Here is a 17727-nt window from a genome sequence, read left to right as displayed (position 1 = left end):
TGGCGATGTAAGAGCGCCACGATGGCGACGCAGGCCTCCCCCCAGACCCGCAGGAGCCCGCGCTGGTGGCGCCGGTTCCTTGTGACGTCGCGCCGCGCAAACCTCTTCACCCTGCTCGAAATAATTGCCGTCACGTCCTTCATTGCGATGGTCGGCACGAGCGTGGCGGCGTTCTCGGCCGCCCCGCCGGACGGTCGACTTCTGCCCAGTGGACAGGTTGCCGTGCTGCTGATCGGGACGCTCATCCCGGCCATGGCGCTGCTGGTTCTCGCCGGAAGGCGCCTAGCCTTGCGCCGCGCGGCGGGAAGCACGGCAAGACTCCACGTCCGCCTCGTGTTCTTCTTCTCGATGGTCGCTGCGGTCCCGACCTTGCTGGTGGCCGCCTTTGCTGCCGTGCTGTTCCAGTCGGGCGTCGACTTCTGGTTCTCGGACAATTCGCGCGGCCTGATGGAGAACGCCAACGCGCTGGCCGAAAGCTATTACGACGACAACCAGCTCGACCTTGCGCAAGAGACGATCTCCATGGCGATGGATATGCGCACGAACCTCCAGCGCATTTCCATTACCGATCCCGGCTTCATGCTGGTCTACGAATACCAGGCGCAGCCGCGCGACGTGGTCGAAAGCGCCATCCTCCAGGCCATGCCCGATGGCAGCGCGCGTACCGCGGTGCTCTACAACATCTCCGAGGGCAGCGATCCCGTCGCCTTTACCGAGGAAAGCCTCACCGCGCTGCGCAGCGGGGAGCCAGTGGCGGTGCGCGGCAGCCCGGAACGGATCGAAGCGCTGGCACCGATCGACCGCGTGGCGGGCATCTATCTCTACACGGCGCGCGATACCGAAGGGGTGAGCTTCCGCAGCTGGGAGCGCGCCCGCTCGATCTCGGGCGCCTATGAGGAGCTAACATCCCGCGCGCGGGCCTTGCAGCTTCGCTTTAATCTTGCGCTTTTCTTCGTCAGCCTCGCGCTGGTCGGGATCGCCGTCTGGTTCGCCCTGCGCTTCGCCGACCGGCAAGTGGAACCGCTGACCGACCTCGTCGCCGCGGCGCGCAAGGTCGGTGCGGGCAATTTCGGTATGCGGGTCGAGGGCCGCACGGGGGCCGACGAGATCGGCCTGCTCAACCGCGCCTTCAACCGCATGACCGCGCAGCTGGAAAAGCAGAACGACGCGCTCGTTTCGGCCAACGCCGAACTGGAAGACCGGCGCAGCTTCATCGAGGCGGTTCTGGAATCGGTCAGCGCCGGCGTCATCACCATAGACGGCGAGCGCCGGGTGCTGCTGATGAACGCGCCCGCGCAGAATACGCTGCTCGAAGGTGGGCAGGGCGGGGCTACACCCGCAACACTGGACGAGATGGCGCCGCAGATCACCGCCATGGTCATCGCCGGGCTCGACCGCGGCATCGTCAGTCACAGCCGTCAGGGTGAGTTGATGACGCTGGCCGTGAAGATCGTGCCCGAGGGCGATGGCCATGTGATTACCTTCGAGGACATCACGCGCCAGTTGCTCGACCAGCGGCAGGCGGCCTGGTCCGACGTCGCGCGCCGCATCGCGCATGAAATCAAGAATCCGCTCACTCCGATCCAGCTGGCGACCGAGCGGCTCAAGCGACGCTATCGCAAGCAGATCGAGCAGGACGGCGAGCTGTTCGACGAACTTACGAGCACCATCGTGCGCCAGGTCGGCGACCTCAGAAAAATGGTCGACGAGTTCTCCAGCTTCGCCCGCCTGCCCAAGCCCGTTTTCCGCCCGGAGGACGCGCTCGACATTATTCGCCAGTCGCTCTTCCTGCAGGAAGTCGCCAATCCGGAGGTAAACTATGGGCTGGCGACAAAGGTAGAAGGACCGCTGCTGATCCAGGCCGATCGCCACCAGCTGGGTCAGGCGATGACGAATATCCTGAAAAACGCTGCCGAAGCGATCGAGGCGCGCAGCGTCCACGCCGAGCCAGACTATCGCGGAAAGATCGGGATCGAGGTTATCGAGGACGAGCACGCCGTTACTGTCTCGGTGACCGATAACGGGATCGGCCTGCCGCAGGATCGCGAGCGCATTCTCGAACCCTATGTCACGACGCGCGCCAAGGGCACCGGCCTCGGGCTCGCGATCGTCAACAAGATCGTCGAAGAACACGGCGGGGAAATGAGCTTCTCCGCCGTCGACGGAGGCGGAACGCGCGTCACGCTGCGCTTCGCCCGGGATCCGCAACTTGCCCGCAAGGACGAAGCGGACGCCCCCACCGAAGAAAGAATGGGAAGCTGACTATGGCCTTGGATATCCTGATCGTCGACGACGAACGCGACATTCGCGAACTGGTCGCCGGCGTCCTCAGCGACGAGGGTTACGAATGCCGCACGGCCGGCGACAGCGCTTCTGCGCTGGAGGCGGTCGACGAGAAGCGGCCCAGCCTCGTGTTGCTCGATGTCTGGCTCCACGGCAGCGACATGGATGGCCTCGAGGTGCTCGACGCGATCAAGGTGCGCGAGCCGGAGCTGCCCGTCATCATTTTCTCCGGCCATGGCAACATCGACACTGCGGTCAGCGCGGTCAGCCGCGGCGCGATGGACTTCATCGAAAAGCCCTTCGAGGCCGAGCGTCTGCTTCACCTCGTCGAACGCGCAACCGAAACCGAACGCCTGCGCCGCGAAAACACGCGTCTGCGCGAAGGTCTGGGCGAGGGCGGGGAATTTACCGGCAATTCCGCCGTCATCAACACCGTGCGCGCCACCCTCAAGCGGGTCGCGCAGACCGGCAGCCGCGTGCTCATCACCGGTCCGGGCGGGGCGGGCAAGGAAGTCGCTGCACGGCTCCTCCACAGCTGGTCGAGCCGGGCGGACAAGCCCTTCGTGATCGTCAATTCCGCGCGCATCACCCCCGAACGGTTCGAAGAGGAGCTGTTCGGAGAGGAAGCGGACGGCAAGTTGGTGCGCCCGGGCCTGCTCGAAACCGCCGATGGTGGAACGCTCTACCTCGACGAGGTCGCCGACATGCCGCTCTCCACGCAGGCCCGCATCCTGCGCGTCCTGACCGAACAGAGCTTCGTGCGGGTAGGCGGCACCCGCCAGATCGGCGTGGACGTGCGGGTTGTCTCCTCGACCGCACGCGACCTTGCGCGCGAAATGGAAGAGAAGAACTTCCGCGAAGATCTCTTCTACCGTCTCAACGTCGTGCCGGTGGAGATCCCCTCGCTCGCCGAGCGCCGCGACGATATTCCGGCGCTGGCCGAGTATTTCTTCGCCCGGTACGCCGCCGAACAGGGCATTCGTCCGCCCGCAATCAGCGAGGAAGCGATGGCGGCTCTGCAAGCCTATGACTGGCCCGGCAATGTCCGCCAGCTGCGCAATGTGGTCGAGCGCACCATTATCCTCACCCCGCGCGAACAGCTCGAAACGGTCGAGGCGGAAATGCTTTCGGAAGAGATTTCCGGCGGCAAGACCAGCGGCAACGCCGGTATGGCCGCGCTCATGGGCGCGCCCCTGCGCGAAGCGCGCGAGAGTTTCGAGCGAGAATATCTCACGATCCAGATCCGCCGCTTCTCCGGCAATATTTCGAAAACGGCCAGTTTCATCGGCATGGAACGTTCGGCCCTGCACCGGAAACTGAAGCTTCTCGGCATGGCGGAACGCAAAGGATCCGACCGCAAATAAGCACTCCAAATTCCAGCGTCCTGTCCGAAAATCATTTATTTATTGCGGACGGGACCTCCTGTTGCCACATTGCGTTTCAAATCCGGACTAAAAACCCGGTGCCCGGACGCGGTGGGAGCGTCCAGATCGCGGACCGTCTCAGCGGCCGCCAACAACAGGAGACACGAAGATGTCTGGCGAACGTACACTCTCGGCACGGCCTCGTCCGCCCAAGCCGCCTGAACCCAAGGGCAAGCAGCCCAGCCTGCAGGACGCTTTCCTCAACCTTCTGCGCAAGAACAAGATGCCCGTCACGGTCTTCCTGGTGAAGGGCGTAAAGCTTCAGGGCATTGTCACCTGGTTCGACAATTTCTCGATCCTTCTTCGCCGCGATGGCCAGTCGCAACTTGTCTACAAGCACGCGGTCAGCACCATCATGCCCGGCCAGCCCATCGAGGCGGACCAGTTCGCCAGCCAGGGTTCGGGTGCGAAGCAACGCCTGCTGCAGGACGTCTTCCTCAGCCGCGTACGCGAGGCGGAAGCGCAGGTTACGATGTTCCTCGTCAACGGCGTGATGCTGCAGGGCAAGATCGCCGCCTATGACCTTTTCTGCATGCTGCTCGAGCGTGATGGCTACGTCCAGCTCGCTTACAAGCACGCGGTTTCCACCATCCAGCCCGCCACCCCGGTCGACCTGACTGAGGATTGGGACGAGGACGACAACTGAGTTTCGACGACGACCTTCTCGGCGAGGTTTCGCGCGGCGCGAAAGCCCTTGTCATCTGTCCCGATATTCGCGGGCAAGCCTACGATCTCGACGCGGAGAACCGTCTGCGCGAGGCCGAGGGGCTTGCACTCGCCATCGGGATCGAGATCGAGGACAGCTTTGTCCTGCCGGTCCGAGAAGTACGGCCGAACCTGTTGTTCGGCGCCGGGCAGGTCGAGAATGTCCGCATCGCCTGCGAACAGAACGAAGCCGAGCTGGTCGTCGTCGATGGCGCGCTTAGCCCGATCCAGCAGCGCAACCTTGAAGAAAAACTTGGCCGCAAGGTCATCGACCGCACCGGACTGATCCTCGAAATCTTCGGCGAACGCGCGGCAACGGCGGAAGGCCGCCTGCAAGTCGAACTCGCCCATCTCGATTACCAGCAGAGCCGCCTCGTGCGCAGCTGGACGCACCTCGAACGCCAACGCGGCGGCTTCGGCTTCCTCGGCGGACCCGGTGAGACCCAGATCGAGGCCGACCGCCGGATGATCCGCCAGCGTATGGGCCGGCTGCGCAAGGAGCTGGAGCAGGTGCGCAAGACCCGCGGCCTCCACCGCGAGCGCCGCGAACGCGCCCCGTGGCCGGTTGTTGCGCTCGTCGGCTATACCAATGCGGGGAAGTCAACGCTGTTCAACCGCCTGACGGGCGCCGAAGTGATGGCGGAAGACCTTCTCTTCGCCACGCTCGACCCCACCATGCGCGCCATCTCGCTGCCGGGCGTCGAAAAGGCGATCCTGTCCGACACGGTCGGCTTCATATCGGACCTGCCGACCCAGCTGGTGGCCGCCTTCCGGGCGACCTTGGAAGAGGTCACGGCGGCCGATGTGATCTGCCACGTTCGCGATATTTCCAACTCATCGGCAGAGGCGCAGAAGACGCAAGTCCTGCGCGTCCTGAAGGACCTCGATGTTATCGATGGTGAGGACGGGACATCCTCCATCCCGATCCTCGAAGTGTGGAACAAGTGGGACCTTCTCGATGGCGAGAAGGCCTATGAGCTGGGGCAGCTGGCCGACAACAGCGAGGACATCATCCGCATTTCTGCCATGACGGGGGAGGGGGTGCCCGAACTTCTCGCCCAACTCGGGGAGATGCTCACGGCGAAAGCTTCGGTGCGTGAATTCGAGGTTCCGGCCAGCGACGGCAGGCGCATTGCCTGGCTTCACGCGCATGGCGAAGTGCTGGTCGAAGAGGATGCGGGCGAGGGCGCTTCGGGGCCTTTGAGGCGCTTTGTGGTGCGGCTCAACCCAAAGGAGCTGGGCCAGTTCGAGAGCCTATGACGTCGCTTTTTCGCGGCGTTTGACCTCCTGCCAGAGTTCCTCCTGCGCCTCGAGATCGCGGGTCGCAAAATCGCCGCCCGCAAGTTCCTCCATGGCGCGGAAACGCCGTTCGAATTTTGCATTGGCCGCTCGCAATGCGCCTTCCGCGTCGATCCCGTACGCGCGCACGAGATTGACCGCAGCGAACAGAAAGTCGCCGGCCTCTTCCTCGATTAAATCGCCCCTTGCTTCACTAAGTTCTTCGATTTCCTCAAGAACCTTAGCGCGAGGCCCTTCGTGATCCGGCCAGTCGAATCCATGTCGCGCCGCTCGCTTCTGAAGCTTCTGGGCTCGCAGCAGCGCAGGCAAGGAGAGCGCCACGCCGTCAAGAGCGCCTTTCGCACCGGAAGCTTCGCGCTCGGCGGCCTTGAGATCTTCCCAGCGGCTTTCCTCCATCACGCCGCCTTCATCGCCAAAAATATGGGGATGCCGGGCTTCCATTTTGTCACTGATGGTACGGGCCACATCTGCGAAGGCAAAGTGGCCGCCTTCCTCGGCCATGCGTGCGTGGAACACGACTTGGAACAACAGATCGCCAAGTTCGCCGCGCAGGTCCTCCATGTCGGACCGCTCGATGGCGTCGGCGACCTCATAAGCTTCCTCGATCGTGTAGGGCGCGATCGTGCTGAAATCCTGCGCGGTGTCCCATTCGCAACCGGTTGCGGGATCGCGAAGGCGCGCCATGATGCGAAGCAGACGGTCTAACTGTTCGGACATGGGAGAAGCGATAGGGCGGTTTATCGGGAAGCTAAACCCCGAACTCAAACCATTAGGACGATAATATATATTATGTTAAATCGGGGTGCGGGCAATCCTTAGCTCATCGCGGTTAAGGCCCTTACCAAGAGATAAGCTCCTCCGATGATCCCTACCCAGATCAGCGCGATCTTCAGCATCCGATTACCGCTAAGGTTCTGGTCCCGCTTCATGCCCATGAGATACGCCACGGCCAAAGCGCTCATAAGCGCCGCCCAGGCAATCGTTCCGCCGTCCATATTCATACCGCGACCTCCAGACCGTCATACCCGACAAGGACACCTTTCGGCACCTTGGCGCTGATTGTGGCGTAATCCATCGACTTGTCGAGATGTGTGAGCACGGTGCGCTTCGCCTTTACGCGCCGAGCGAGGTCCAAAGCCATCTCCAGATGCGCGTGCGTGGGATGCGGACGTTCCCGAAGGCAGTCGACCACGAGCAAGTCGCAGCCCTTGAAGCACTTCACCATCGCTGGCGTGATTTCGCTGAAGTCTGTCGCGTACACTATGCTCTTGCCATCGGCCTCGAACCGAAAACCGGTGCTTTTGACAGGACCATGGGGCATTTCGACATCATCGAAAGTGAAGCCTGCGACCATCTGAGCCTGCGATGTTTCTTTCAGGTACACGATGGTCGGATAGCCGAACTGACCTTCAAAAATGTAGTCGAACCGGCGACGCAGTCGCTCACAGGTCACCCGGCCCGCGAAACCCGGCAGCGGATTGCTGCGATCATAGCGCATGGCGCGCAGGTCATCGATCCCGTGACAGTGGTCGGCGTGGTCGTGGGTCCAGAAAACCGCATCGACCTTCTCGATATTGTTGGCGAGAAGCTGGGCCCGAAGATCGGTTGCCGTGTCGACCAGAATGCGCTGGCCGGCATCGTTCTCGACGATGATCGAAACGCGGGAGCGCCGGTTCTTCGGCTCGTTCGGATCGCATTGGCCCCAGTCGTTGCCCACGCGCGGGACGCCGGCCGACGTTCCCGAACCGAGCATGAGGAGCTTCACGAAGCAGCCTTGCTGAACAACCGGTAGAAGTTGCTTGTGGTGTACTCGGCAAGCTCTTCCAGCGTCTCGCCGCGCAGCTCGGCGATGAAGCTGGCAGTGTCGCGCACGAAGCCAGGCTCGCAGGGCTTTCCGCGATGCGGAACGGGCGCGAGGAAGGGGCTGTCGGTTTCGACCAGCAAGCGGTCCTGCGCGACGGTCTTGGCGACCTCCTGCAAGTCCTTCGCGTTCTTGAAGGTCACGATCCCGGAGATCGAGATCGACAGGCCCAAGGCAAGCACGGCCTCGCCGAATTCCGCCGAGGCGGTGAAGCAGTGGATCAGCGCCGGGAAGGCCCCCTCCCCCATTTCTTCGGTGAGGATCGCCAGCGTGTCGTCTTCGGCGTCGCGGGTGTGGATGATGACCGGAAGCCCGGTCTCGCGCGCGACCTCGATATGCATGCGGAACAGCCGCTGCTGCGCCGCGCGGTCCGAATGATCGTAATAATAATCGAGGCCGGTCTCGCCGATGCCAATAACGCGGGGATCGCGGGTCGCTTCCAGCAGTTCTTCGCGGGTAAGGTCTTGGTGATCGTCGGCGTGATGGGGGTGGATGCCCACGCTCGCCCAGACATCGGGCCGAGCATTGGCCGTGCCGACCACCTGCCCCCATTCCTTTTGCTTGGTCGAGATATTGAGGAAAGCCCCCACCCCTGCCCCACGCGCGCGGTCGAGCACGTCCGACTGGTTTTCGGCCAGCCCTTCGTATTCGAGGTGGCAGTGGCTATCGACCAGCATCACGCGTCCTCGGCTTCCGGCATTTCGAGGCGCGGGAAAGCGGGTGTTGGCTTTTCGACAACATGGCCCGCAGCGACGAGCGCACCAAACCATCCCTCGTCGGACAGATCGGCATAGCTGCGCCGTTCACGCGTGACGCCAAGCTGGTCGAGCACGGCCGCCGCCTTGGTGGGCACGACAGGCTGAATTGCAATCGCAAGGTCGCGGATGGCGAGGAAGAGCGTCTGGAGGACAGCCGTCATCCGCTCGGGATCGGTCTTCTTCAGGCCCCAGGGCGCCTGCTCATCGACATAGGCGTTGCAGGCGAAGACGGCCTTGAGCCACGCCTCGATGCCGACGCTGAAATTGAGCGCCTCGAACTCGCGCGGCAGGGTCTCGCGGCAGGCCTCCTGCACGGTGGCTAGCAGCGTCTTGTCGTCGCCATTGGTCTCGAACGTATCGAGCTTGCCGCCCATGTTCTTGTGGATCATGGAAAGCGTGCGCTGGGCGAGGTTGCCGAAGCTGTTGGCAAGCTCGGCATTCACCTTGTTTACAAGCGCTTCGGCGGAATAGCTGCCGTCCTTTCCGAAGACGACTTCCGCCATCAGGAAGTAGCGCAGGGAGTCGACGCCGAAGAGGTCGATCAACTCATTGGGATCAGTCACGTTGCCCGCCGACTTCGACTCCTTGACGCCGCGGTTGAGCAGGAAACCGTGGCCGAAAACCTGCTTGGGCAGCGGGATGTCCGCGCTCATCAGGAAGGCCGGCCAGTAGATGGTATGGAAGCGGACGATGTCCTTGCCTATCAGGTGCAGGCTGGCGGGCCAGTATTTTTCCCACATTTCGCCGCCATCGGGATAGCCGACGCCGGTGATGTAATTGGTGAGCGCGTCGACCCAGACATACATCACATGGTTGTCGGCGTCGGGGACCTTCACGCCCCAGTCGAAGCTCGTGCGGCTGACCGAGAGGTCCTTGAGGCCGCCCTCGACGAAGGCAATCATCTCGTTGCGGCGGCTTGCCGGTTCGAGGAAGCCGGGCGTGTTCAGGAGTTCGAGCAGCGGCTCGGCGTATTTCGACAGGCGGAAGAACCAGGTCTCCTCCTCGGTCCATTCGACCGGAGTGTCCTGCGGCGACAGCTTCTCGCCATTCGGACCTTCCTTCAGTTCCTTTTCGTCGTAATAGGCCTCGTCACGGACCGAATACCAGCCTTCGTAGCGATCGAGATAAAGGTCGCCCTTCGCCTCCATCGCTTCCCAGATGGCGCGGCTCGCCTCGTGGTGGTCCTCGTCCGTGGTGCGGATAAAGCGGTCGTAGGTGATGTCGAGCCGGTCGAAGAGGTCCCTGAACGCACCCGACATCTCGTCGGCCAGTTCGCGCGGGGTCTTGCCCAGATCGCGCGCCTTCTGCGCCATTTTCAGGCCGTGCTCGTCCGTGCCCGTCTGGAAGCGCACGTCGCGGCCCATTAGGCGCTGGAAGCGTGCGATGACGTCGGCCGCGATGGTTTCATAGGCATGGCCGATATGCGGCTTGCCGTTGGGATAGTGGATCGCGGTGGTGATGTAATAAGGGTCAGCCATTGCCGCGCTCGCTAGCCGCGCCTGCAGTCGCGAGCAAGGTTCCTATTTCCATTCCGAGCAGGCCGGGATCGAAATTGTAGGTCGGCTGCTCGCCCGTGAGGCGCACGAGTTCGGCATGCGTGTCGACCAGCTTGCGCGGATCGCCGGCGCTGCCGGTCACGCGCTCGGCAAGGATGGCGCGGGCGAGGTCGAGCACCGCCTGGAGGCGCGGGATGTCCTGACGTGCGCCGATCACGCCTGTGAGCTGGCCCCTCAACGAAAAGTCGCGGTCCCCCTCATCCACGATGCGGCGCATGAGCTGCGCTGCCTTGCCGAGTTCCAGTTCGACGAAGGCGAGCGCCGCACCGGGCGAACCTGCCGCCGCCGCTATCGCAGCGTCGCGGGTGGCAATGTCGGCCTTGGGCGCAAGGTTGCGCAACAGCTCGTCCATGGCCGAGGCGGGTAGCGCCGGGAAGCGCACAGTGCGGCAACGCGAGCGGATCGTGGGGAGCAGGCGCGCGGGACTGTGCGCGACGAGCAGGAAATAGGTGCCCTGAGGCGGTTCCTCGAGGCTCTTGAGCAGGGCGTTGGAAGCCGAGACCTCCATATCGTCTGCCGGATCGATGATGACAACGCGTTTCGAGCCCATAGTCGGGCGGGTGGTCAGGCGGCGCTGGACCTCGCGTACCTGATCAACCTTGATCCCGCGGGCCAGTTCGTACGGCTTGCCGTCGTCGCGCTTCTTGGCCTCGTCCTTGTTCTTGGGGCCATAGGTCAGGGTGAGGATATCGGGATGCTCACTTTGCGCTGGTGCCCCCAGCAATTCGCGCGCTGCGGCCTGCGCGAAGCTTGCCTTGCCCAGCCCCTTCTTGCCTGCGAGCAGCCATGCGTGATGCATGCGCTCGCCCGACAAGGCTGCGCGCCACGCCTCCCATGCGGCCTCGTGACCGACCAGCGTCACGGCAGGAGCCCCGCCAGTGCCGTCATGATACGCGCGTGCACGCCCTCGATCGATCCAGTCCCGTCGATCCGCGCGAAGCGTTCCGGCTCTTCCTCTGCAAAGCGCTCGAAAGCCTCGTTAACGGAGCGATGATAGGTCTCGTCCCTGCCCCCAATCGCATCGGATGTATCCCCGTCGCGAGCGCGGAGACGCGCGGAGACTTCGTCTCCGTCGGCACCGATCACGATGGTCAGGTCGGGCAGCAACCCGCCGCTTCCAATCGCGTGCAAAGTGCGAACCTGCTCGTCGCCAAGCTCTCCGGCGCTGCCTTGATAGGCCCGACTGGAATCGAGGAAACGGTCGCAGACAACCCATCGCCCAGCCTCCACTGCGGGACGGATCAGCCGCGCGACATGATCAGCTCGCGCCGCGGCAAACAACAGTGCCTCGGCCTGCGCGCCCCAGCCTTCGCCGGGCGGGTGGAGCAGCAGTTCACGAATGGCCTCGGCTCCCGGGGTGCCGCCCGGCTCGCGGGTCAGTTCGGCCTCGATGCCGCGCTGTTCCAGGGCATCGCAAAGGAGGCGGGCTTGGGTGGATTTACCCATCCCCTCCCCGCCCTCGAAGGCGATGAACTTGCCCCTCGTCACGAAATCCAGCCCAGCATGCCGTTGAAAATGCGCGCGCCAAGGCCCGCTTCCTCGACCGCGTCGCGCGCGACGAGGGGGATCCGGTGATCCTGCATTCCCGGTACCGAGATCGTCAGCGTAGCCACACGTTCGCCTTTCCCGATCGGAGCGCGCAGCGGACCTTCGTATTCAACCGACAGCTTCGGTTCGTTCTCCACGCCCTCCGGCATGTCCACATAGACGCCGTATTGCGAAACCAGAGCGATCTGGCGGCTGCTTCCACCCTGCACCTCCGCAAGAGCCACCGGTACATCCGGCGCGAACAGGCGATGCTGTTCGAAGGCGCCAAAGCCCCATTCGATGAGATCGCGGGCCGCCCTGTTGCGATCACGCGCGCGCGGGCTGGCAGCGACAACCATAACAAGGCGGCGACCGTTGCGCTCTGCCGAACCGAGAAAGCCGTAGCCCGCCTGGTTAGTGAAACCGGTCTTGATCCCGTCCGCGCCCGGCACCACGCCACTGATCGGGTCGTGATTGGGCTGGGTGATTTCGTTATAGGTGAAAGCGGGCTTGCCGACGAAATGGCGATACTTCGTCGGATGCCTGCGGACCATGGCGGTGGCGAGAGTGACAAGATCGCGGGCGGTCGTGAAGGTGCGCCCCTCGTCCATCCAGCCATTGGGGGTGCCGAAGCGGCTGTCCGCCATGCCGATCTCCTCGGCCTTGGCGTTCATCGCTTCGACCCAGCCCTCGACCGACCCGGCCGCGCCATCGGCAAGCGCTGCAGCGCCATCGTTGGCCGAAACCGTGGTGACGCCGTGCACCAGGTCGTCGACCGTGACCCGGGCATCGTGCGGCAGGAACATGGTCGAGCCCACGTTATTCCATTTCCTCCACACTTCGGGCCGGATGGTGAAGGCCTGCTGGGGCACGATCTTGCCCTCTTCCATCCACTCGAATGCGAGGAAGGTCGTCATCACCTTGGTGATCGAAGCAGGCATGAAACGCCGGTCGGCCTCGCGCTCGAAAAGCACTTGGCCGCTGGTCAAATCGATTAAATAGGCAATCGGCGCGATATCGGCAGAGGGTGGCGCTGGTGCATCCTCCTCCTGCGCGATCACAGGCGCTGAGCAGAGCAGACCGGCGGCCAGCACGCAGGCGAAAGATCGCGTGATCGATTGAAGCAAACGCATTGCGCCGCCCTTCGGCAGCGTTCCCTATCGAGAGTGTCAGTCTTTCCGAGTTATAGCCACGCGGCTGCGCGATGGCGAGGGGGCGAGAGGCCTATCCCCCGCCCGATCATCAGCGCGCGATTTCATCTGCCAGAAGACCCACACTCATCGCATAGTAATTCGAGCAATTGTATTCGAGGATCACGCGGTAGTTGCTCGTCAGCAGCCAGGCAGGCGTGCCCGGTCCGTCAGGCTGGAAGAGGGTGACGAGAGTGTTCTCGGCCAGCGGAACCTGCGGCTGTACTCCAAGAGCGCGCCACTCCGCGGCGGTCTTGTACTGGCTATGCCGCTCATGGACGCGCGGGCAGACAGGGCCGACGAGCTCGGTCTTGTAGCGATCGACATCGAAACCCGATGGCAAATAGGCGCGCACGCCCCAGGGCTGGCCTTCCCGCCAACCGGCGTCGCGGAAGTAATTCGCGATAGAGGCAAGCGCATCGACGCTGTTGTTCATGATGTCGGCGCGGCCATCGCCATCACCATCGGTCGCGAGGCGCAGATAGACGCTGGGCAGAAATTGAGGATTGCCGAAAGCCCCGGCCCAGCTGCCCTTGAGCTCGCTCCGGGAATAACCTTTGTCGGCCACCTTCATAAGGTCGACCCATTCGGCGGAAAAAAGATCGCGGCGCCGCCCTTCCCAGGCCAGCGTGGCCAGCGCCTGCGAAAGGTCGAAGCCGCCCTTCACGCGGCCATAAGCCGTCTCGTGTCCCCAGATCGCCACCATGATTTCAGCGGGGACGCCGTATTCACGCTCGATCCGCGAAAGAGCGCTGCGGTAATTGGCAAATTCCCGTCTGCCGCCGCTAACGCGCGCGCTGTCTACATGGGTTGCGATATAGGGAGCGAGCGGCGGATAACCGGGGGAGGACGAAGAACCAGGCTGTGTCTGGTCGAGTTCGATGACCCGCTGATTGGGAGTGAGCCCCTGCGTCATCCGGCTCAGCGTCGCTTCACTGACACCCTCGGCACGCGCGCGCGCCATGAGGAGCTGGAGATAGGCGTCAAACGACATATCTTGCGCGGCCAAGGGGGCGGCAGGCAGCCCAAGTAGCGAAGCGGATGCGGCGAGGAGGATTTTGCGAAGGCTCATGCGGGCACTCTCGCAGGCTGATTATGAATGGCAAGTGTCATGAACGGCTTACGCGGCAGGTCCGGCATGAGTTCCGATATTGTTAGGTGACATTTTGTGTGAGCGGCGCTAGCGCCCGTTGCGCTACGCGGACAGGTGGCAGAGCGGTTGAATGCACCGGTCTTGAAAACCGGCAAGGGTGCAAGCCCTTCGTGGGTTCGAATCCCACCCTGTCCGCCAGCATTTCTCGCTCGCAAGAGCGGGTGATGATGGCGGAATTGCGGTGCGGAAAGAACCCACGGGGTTTGAAGTCGGAGGCGCCACAGCGCCGAAGACGGCCGAAGCGAAGCGCAGGCCTATCCTACCCTGTCCGCCAGCAGACCACTGTGATCAGCCCGCTTGTTGCGGCGTGATAACGTAGCTGTCGCGGCGGTGTTCGGCAGGATAATCCTCCGGCCGGACGCTCGACTGGTTCTTCAGCGCGATATGATCTTCGACCAGACCACCATCGGCGGTGCATTCATCGTCTTCGTCGGTACCCTGCGGGTCGTCGTGAATTTCGAATTCCATGGCACTACTCCTCGCAAATGAAACGCTCGGACGAGGAGGTAGCCACAGCGATTGCGGCAAAGTGATGAATTCGCGCGGCAAATTGCGCGTCAGCCATCTCTTTCGAGGATATCGTCCATCTGCTCGCGCAGGATGGGGTCCCATTGCCCGCGCAATTCCTTGACCTTTTCCATCAGCGGCTCGTTCTCGTGATAGGGAATGTCGAGGCGATAGAGGTCTGCGACTTCCGGCATGAACTTGCGATCCATCGCCTCGAATGCGTCGCGCGCGGCCATGGCTTGCTGGCGATCCATGCCCAGAGCCTCGAATGCAGAGCGGCCCATACGTAGGCTACTGTCGTAGGTTTCGCGGATGACATCGCGGCAGCCGTATGCCCAAAGCTCGTAGACATGGTTTCGGTCGATAGCACGTGCGGTGATATGGACGTGCGGGTAGTTCTTCAGGACATGCTGCACGAGCCGATCGATCTGATCACGTTCGTCCAGCGCCACCACCAGAAGTTTCGCCTTCTCGATACCGGCTGAATGCAGCAGGTCGGGCCGGGTCGCATCGCCGAAGTAGGTGCGGAAACCGAATTTGCGCACGATTTCAAGCTGCTTGCTGTCATAGTCGATGACGGTGGTCGAATATCCCGCCGCTTGCAGCATACGGTCGATAATTCCGCCCATGCGCCCGCGCCCGGCGATAATGACTTCGTTTTCTTCCTCGATGGCATCGGCCTTGCGCCCTTCGCCGTCGGAGCAATAGGCGTGTGCGATGACCTTGTCGTAAAGGATGAACAGTAGCGGCGTGACCAGCATCGTCAGCGCGACGATGAGGAGCAACTCATCGGCCAGCGCCTGCGGCAGGACAGCTGTGCCGACCGCGAAGGGAATAAGGACAAACGCGAACTCGCCCGCTTGCGGCAGGCTGAGCGCGAATAGCCAGAGGGCCTGTTTGCGCAATCCGTAGAGCCAGCCCACGAGGAAAAGCACGGCGAATTTCGCAGCAATGGTTACACTCGCCCAGAAGACGACGTCCTGCCACATCTCCGCTGCCAGCAAGAAATCGATGCCGGCACCGACGGTGATGAAGAACAGGCCGAGCAGCAGTCCCTTGAAAGGGTTGATGTCGCTTTCGAGTTCATGGCGATATTCGCTTGTCGCTAGGACGACGCCGGCCACGAAAGCGCCGAGCGCGGGCGAGAGGCCGACAAGGCTCATCAGCAGCGCAATTCCGATGACGACCACCAACGCAGCAGCGGTGAACAATTCGCGCAGGTTCGCGCCTGCAATGTAGCGGAAGAGAGGCCGGATGGCGTAAATTCCGATGGCGACCACGGCCGCAACGGCTCCGATGCGCGAGAGTGCGGCCAGCCAGACCGGCATGCTGGCAGTCAGGTCGAGACCTCCGTGGCCGCCCTCGCCATGACCTGCCGCGCTGCTATAGAGTTCGGGCATGGCGAGCAGGGGGAGCAGCGCGAGTATCGGGATGACCGCGACATCCTGCACCAGCAGGACCGAGAAGCTGGCTTCTCCACCCTCGCTCTTCATGAGGTTCTTCTCGGTAAGCGTCTGGACGATGATGGCAGTCGAGGAGAGCGCCAACACCATGCCTATGGCGAGCGCCGTCTGCCACGGCTGCTGGTCGATAAGCGCAATGCCGGTGATGGCGAGCGTGGTGAGGAGGACTTGCCCCCCGCCCAGCCCCAGCAGCTTGCCGCGCATAGCCCAGAGGCGTTTGGGTTCCATCTCGAGGCCGATGATGAAGAGCATCATCACGACGCCGAATTCGGCGAAGACCTGCAGCGCCTCAACGTCGACATTCAGGCCCAGCAAGATCGGGCTGATCGCCATTCCTGCGAGCAAATAGCCGAGCACCGACCCAAGCCCGAAGCGACTCGCCAGCGGCACCGCCACCACCCCGGCGACCAGGATCAGGAAGGCGAGGATCAGGAAACCGGTCACTGTTTACTCATGCCCTCCATTTCCGTTCGCCCTGAGCTTGTCGAAGGTCCGTCCTTTTCTACCTGCCCAACTCCACAGTGAAGTACAGGGCTTCGACAAGCTCAGCCCGAACGGGTTCGGGGTAGCCCGAATTCCTAAATGTGCAACGCGCGCCCGTAGCTCGCAAGTACGCTCTCGTGCATGGATTCCGAAATGGTGGGATGCGGGAAGACGGTGTTCATCAGTTCTGCTTCCGTTGTCTCCAGTGTCTTGCCGACGACGAAGCCCTGGATCATCTCGGTCACTTCCGCGCCGACCATATGCGCGCCGAGCAGTTCGCCGGTCTTGGCATCGAAGACGGTCTTCACGAAGCCTTCTGCCTCGCCCAGCGCGATGGCCTTGCCATTACCGATGAACGGGAAGGTGCCCGCCTTGACGGTATAGCCCGCTTCCTTGGCCTTCGCCTCGGTCAGGCCGACGCTGGCGATCTGCGGATGGCAATAGGTGCAGCCCGGAATGTTGCCGCGGTCGAGCGGATGCGGATGGACGTCCTTGTTGCCGAGTTCCTTGGCAATCGCCTCGGCAGTGGTGACGCCCTCGTGGCTCGCCTTGTGCGCCAGCCACGGGCCGGGCGTGCAATCGCCGATGGCCCAGAGGCCCTTCGACTTGGTGCGGCCGTAATCGTCGATCTGGATGAAGCCGCGGTCCATTTCGGCCAGCTTTTCAAGCCCGATGTTCTCGGTATTCGGGACAATGCCGATGGCGGTGATGCAGTGGGTGAACTCGGTCTCGGAAACCTTGCCCTTGCTGTCTTTTATCTTGGCCTTCACGCCCTTGTCGGAGACATCGAGCGCTTCCACGCCCGCGCCGGTCATGATGGTCATGCCCTGCTTCGTCAGGCTTTTCTCGAGGAAGGCCGAGACGTACTTGTCTTCCACCGGCACGATGCGGTCGAGCATTTCGACCACGGTCACGTCGCAGCCCATGTCGTTGTAGAAGCTGGCGAACTCGATGCCGATTGCTCCCGAGCCGATCACGAGCAGCTTCTTCGGCATTTCCGGCGGGGTCATGGCGTGGCGATAGGTCCACACGCGCTTTCCGTCGGCCTTGGCGAACGGCAGGTCGCGGGCACGCGCGCCGGTGGCGACGATGACGTGCTTGGCGGTAAGTTTCTCCTCGCCCTTCTCGCCCTTCACGGTGAGGCTGGTCGGGCCGGTCAGTGTGCCCTCACCCATATGCACCGTGATCTTGTTCTTCTTCATCAGGTGCGTGACGCCCTGGTTGAGCTGCTTCGCCACCCCGCGGCTGCGCTTCACCACCGCTTCGAGGTCAGCCTCGATTGCGCCTGCGATCTTGAGGCCATAGTCCTTGGCGTGCTGGGCATAATGCAGGATCTCGGCCGAGCGCAGCAGCGCCTTGGTCGGGATGCAGCCCCAGTTGAGACAGATGCCGCCGAGCAGTTCGCGTTCGACGATGGCGGTCTTCAGGCCCAACTGCGCGCAGCGGATCGCCGCGACATAGCCGCCGGGTCCGGAGCCGAGAACGATGACGTCGTAATTGGTGTCAGCCATAAGTCTC

General features: G+C 62.9%; 16 protein-coding genes and 1 tRNA gene. 5 read left to right on the top strand and 12 right to left on the bottom strand.

All coding sequences use genetic code 11. The features are described 5' to 3' along the window. Positions 1 to 21 precede the first annotated feature (21 nt). From K3148_RS12395 to hflX, 4 genes are all read left to right on the top strand, one after another. Positions 22 to 2262, top strand: coding sequence for a sensor histidine kinase (locus K3148_RS12395; RefSeq protein ID WP_221425070.1), 2241 nt, complete (start codon positions 22 to 24; stop codon positions 2260 to 2262). A 2-nt stretch (positions 2263 to 2264) separates the two neighbouring features. Further along, positions 2265 to 3647, top strand: coding sequence for a nitrogen assimilation response regulator NtrX (ntrX, locus tag K3148_RS12390; RefSeq protein ID WP_221425069.1), 1383 nt, complete (start codon positions 2265 to 2267; stop codon positions 3645 to 3647). A gap of 169 nt (positions 3648 to 3816) precedes the next feature. Beyond that, positions 3817 to 4353, top strand: a complete 537-nt coding sequence (gene hfq / locus K3148_RS12385; protein ID WP_221425068.1) for an RNA chaperone Hfq — start codon at positions 3817 to 3819, stop codon at positions 4351 to 4353. Then, a complete protein-coding gene (gene hflX / locus K3148_RS12380) occupies positions 4332 to 5672 on the top strand; it encodes a GTPase HflX (RefSeq protein ID WP_247711580.1) in 1341 nt (446 codons plus the stop codon). Before hfq ends, hflX begins: the two co-directional genes overlap by 22 nt. Here hflX and mazG read toward each other — a convergent pair. The 9 genes from mazG to K3148_RS12335 form a co-directional block, all read right to left on the bottom strand. After that, complete coding sequence (gene mazG / locus K3148_RS12375; RefSeq protein ID WP_221426719.1) at positions 5667 to 6428, bottom strand: nucleoside triphosphate pyrophosphohydrolase; 762 nt, start codon at positions 6426 to 6428, stop codon at positions 5667 to 5669. The genes hflX and mazG overlap by 6 nt on opposite strands. A gap of 98 nt (positions 6429 to 6526) precedes the next feature. Next, positions 6527 to 6712, bottom strand: a complete 186-nt coding sequence (locus K3148_RS12370) for a hypothetical protein (RefSeq protein ID WP_221425067.1) — start codon at positions 6710 to 6712, stop codon at positions 6527 to 6529. Next, the gene (locus K3148_RS12365; RefSeq protein WP_221425066.1) at positions 6709 to 7476 is read right to left on the bottom strand and encodes an MBL fold metallo-hydrolase; all 768 of its coding nucleotides are present in this window, start codon (positions 7474 to 7476) and stop codon (positions 6709 to 6711) included. Before K3148_RS12365 ends, K3148_RS12370 begins: the two co-directional genes overlap by 4 nt. Then, a complete protein-coding gene (locus tag K3148_RS12360; RefSeq protein WP_221425065.1) occupies positions 7473 to 8249 on the bottom strand; it encodes a TatD family hydrolase in 777 nt (258 codons plus the stop codon). Before K3148_RS12360 ends, K3148_RS12365 begins: the two co-directional genes overlap by 4 nt. After that, entirely contained in the window at positions 8249 to 9808 is a 1560-nt protein-coding gene (gene metG, locus K3148_RS12355) for a methionine--tRNA ligase (protein ID WP_221425064.1), read from the bottom strand. Before metG ends, K3148_RS12360 begins: the two co-directional genes overlap by 1 nt. Beyond that, a complete protein-coding gene (locus K3148_RS12350) occupies positions 9801 to 10748 on the bottom strand; it encodes an AAA family ATPase (protein WP_221425063.1) in 948 nt (315 codons plus the stop codon). The genes metG and K3148_RS12350 overlap by 8 nt, the downstream gene beginning before the upstream one ends. Beyond that, positions 10745 to 11374: a dTMP kinase gene (gene tmk, locus K3148_RS12345; protein WP_221425062.1), complete on the bottom strand. Its 630-nt coding sequence runs from the start codon at positions 11372 to 11374 to the stop codon at positions 10745 to 10747. Before tmk ends, K3148_RS12350 begins: the two co-directional genes overlap by 4 nt. Then, positions 11371 to 12546: a D-alanyl-D-alanine carboxypeptidase family protein gene (locus tag K3148_RS12340; RefSeq protein ID WP_221425061.1), complete on the bottom strand. Its 1176-nt coding sequence runs from the start codon at positions 12544 to 12546 to the stop codon at positions 11371 to 11373. The genes tmk and K3148_RS12340 overlap by 4 nt, the downstream gene beginning before the upstream one ends. Positions 12547 to 12655: 109 nt before the next feature. Further along, entirely contained in the window at positions 12656 to 13675 is a 1020-nt protein-coding gene (locus K3148_RS12335) for a lytic murein transglycosylase (protein ID WP_221425060.1), read from the bottom strand. 129 nt (positions 13676 to 13804) lie between these two features. Here K3148_RS12335 and K3148_RS12330 point away from each other — a divergent pair. Next, positions 13805 to 13894, top strand: a tRNA-Ser gene (locus K3148_RS12330). Between the two features lie 150 nt (positions 13895 to 14044). On the opposite strand, the gene K3148_RS12325 is transcribed toward K3148_RS12330, so the two are convergent. From K3148_RS12325 to lpdA, 3 genes are all read right to left on the bottom strand, one after another. After that, a complete protein-coding gene (locus K3148_RS12325; protein WP_221425059.1) occupies positions 14045 to 14224 on the bottom strand; it encodes a hypothetical protein in 180 nt (59 codons plus the stop codon). A gap of 89 nt (positions 14225 to 14313) precedes the next feature. After that, positions 14314 to 16170 carry a monovalent cation:proton antiporter-2 (CPA2) family protein gene (locus K3148_RS12320; protein ID WP_221425058.1) on the bottom strand — a complete coding sequence of 619 codons (1857 nt, stop codon included), beginning with the start codon at positions 16168 to 16170 and terminating at the stop codon, positions 14314 to 14316. 134 nt (positions 16171 to 16304) lie between these two features. Further along, entirely contained in the window at positions 16305 to 17720 is a 1416-nt protein-coding gene (gene lpdA, locus K3148_RS12315; RefSeq protein ID WP_221425057.1) for a dihydrolipoyl dehydrogenase, read from the bottom strand. Positions 17721 to 17727 lie beyond the last annotated feature (7 nt).

The sequence above is a fragment of the Qipengyuania aurantiaca genome (assembly GCF_019711375.1).
GTDB classification, from domain to species: Bacteria; Pseudomonadota; Alphaproteobacteria; order Sphingomonadales; family Sphingomonadaceae; genus Qipengyuania; species Qipengyuania aurantiaca.
Note: the sequence above shows the minus strand (reverse complement) of the source record. Positions and strands in the feature narration are given on the sequence as shown.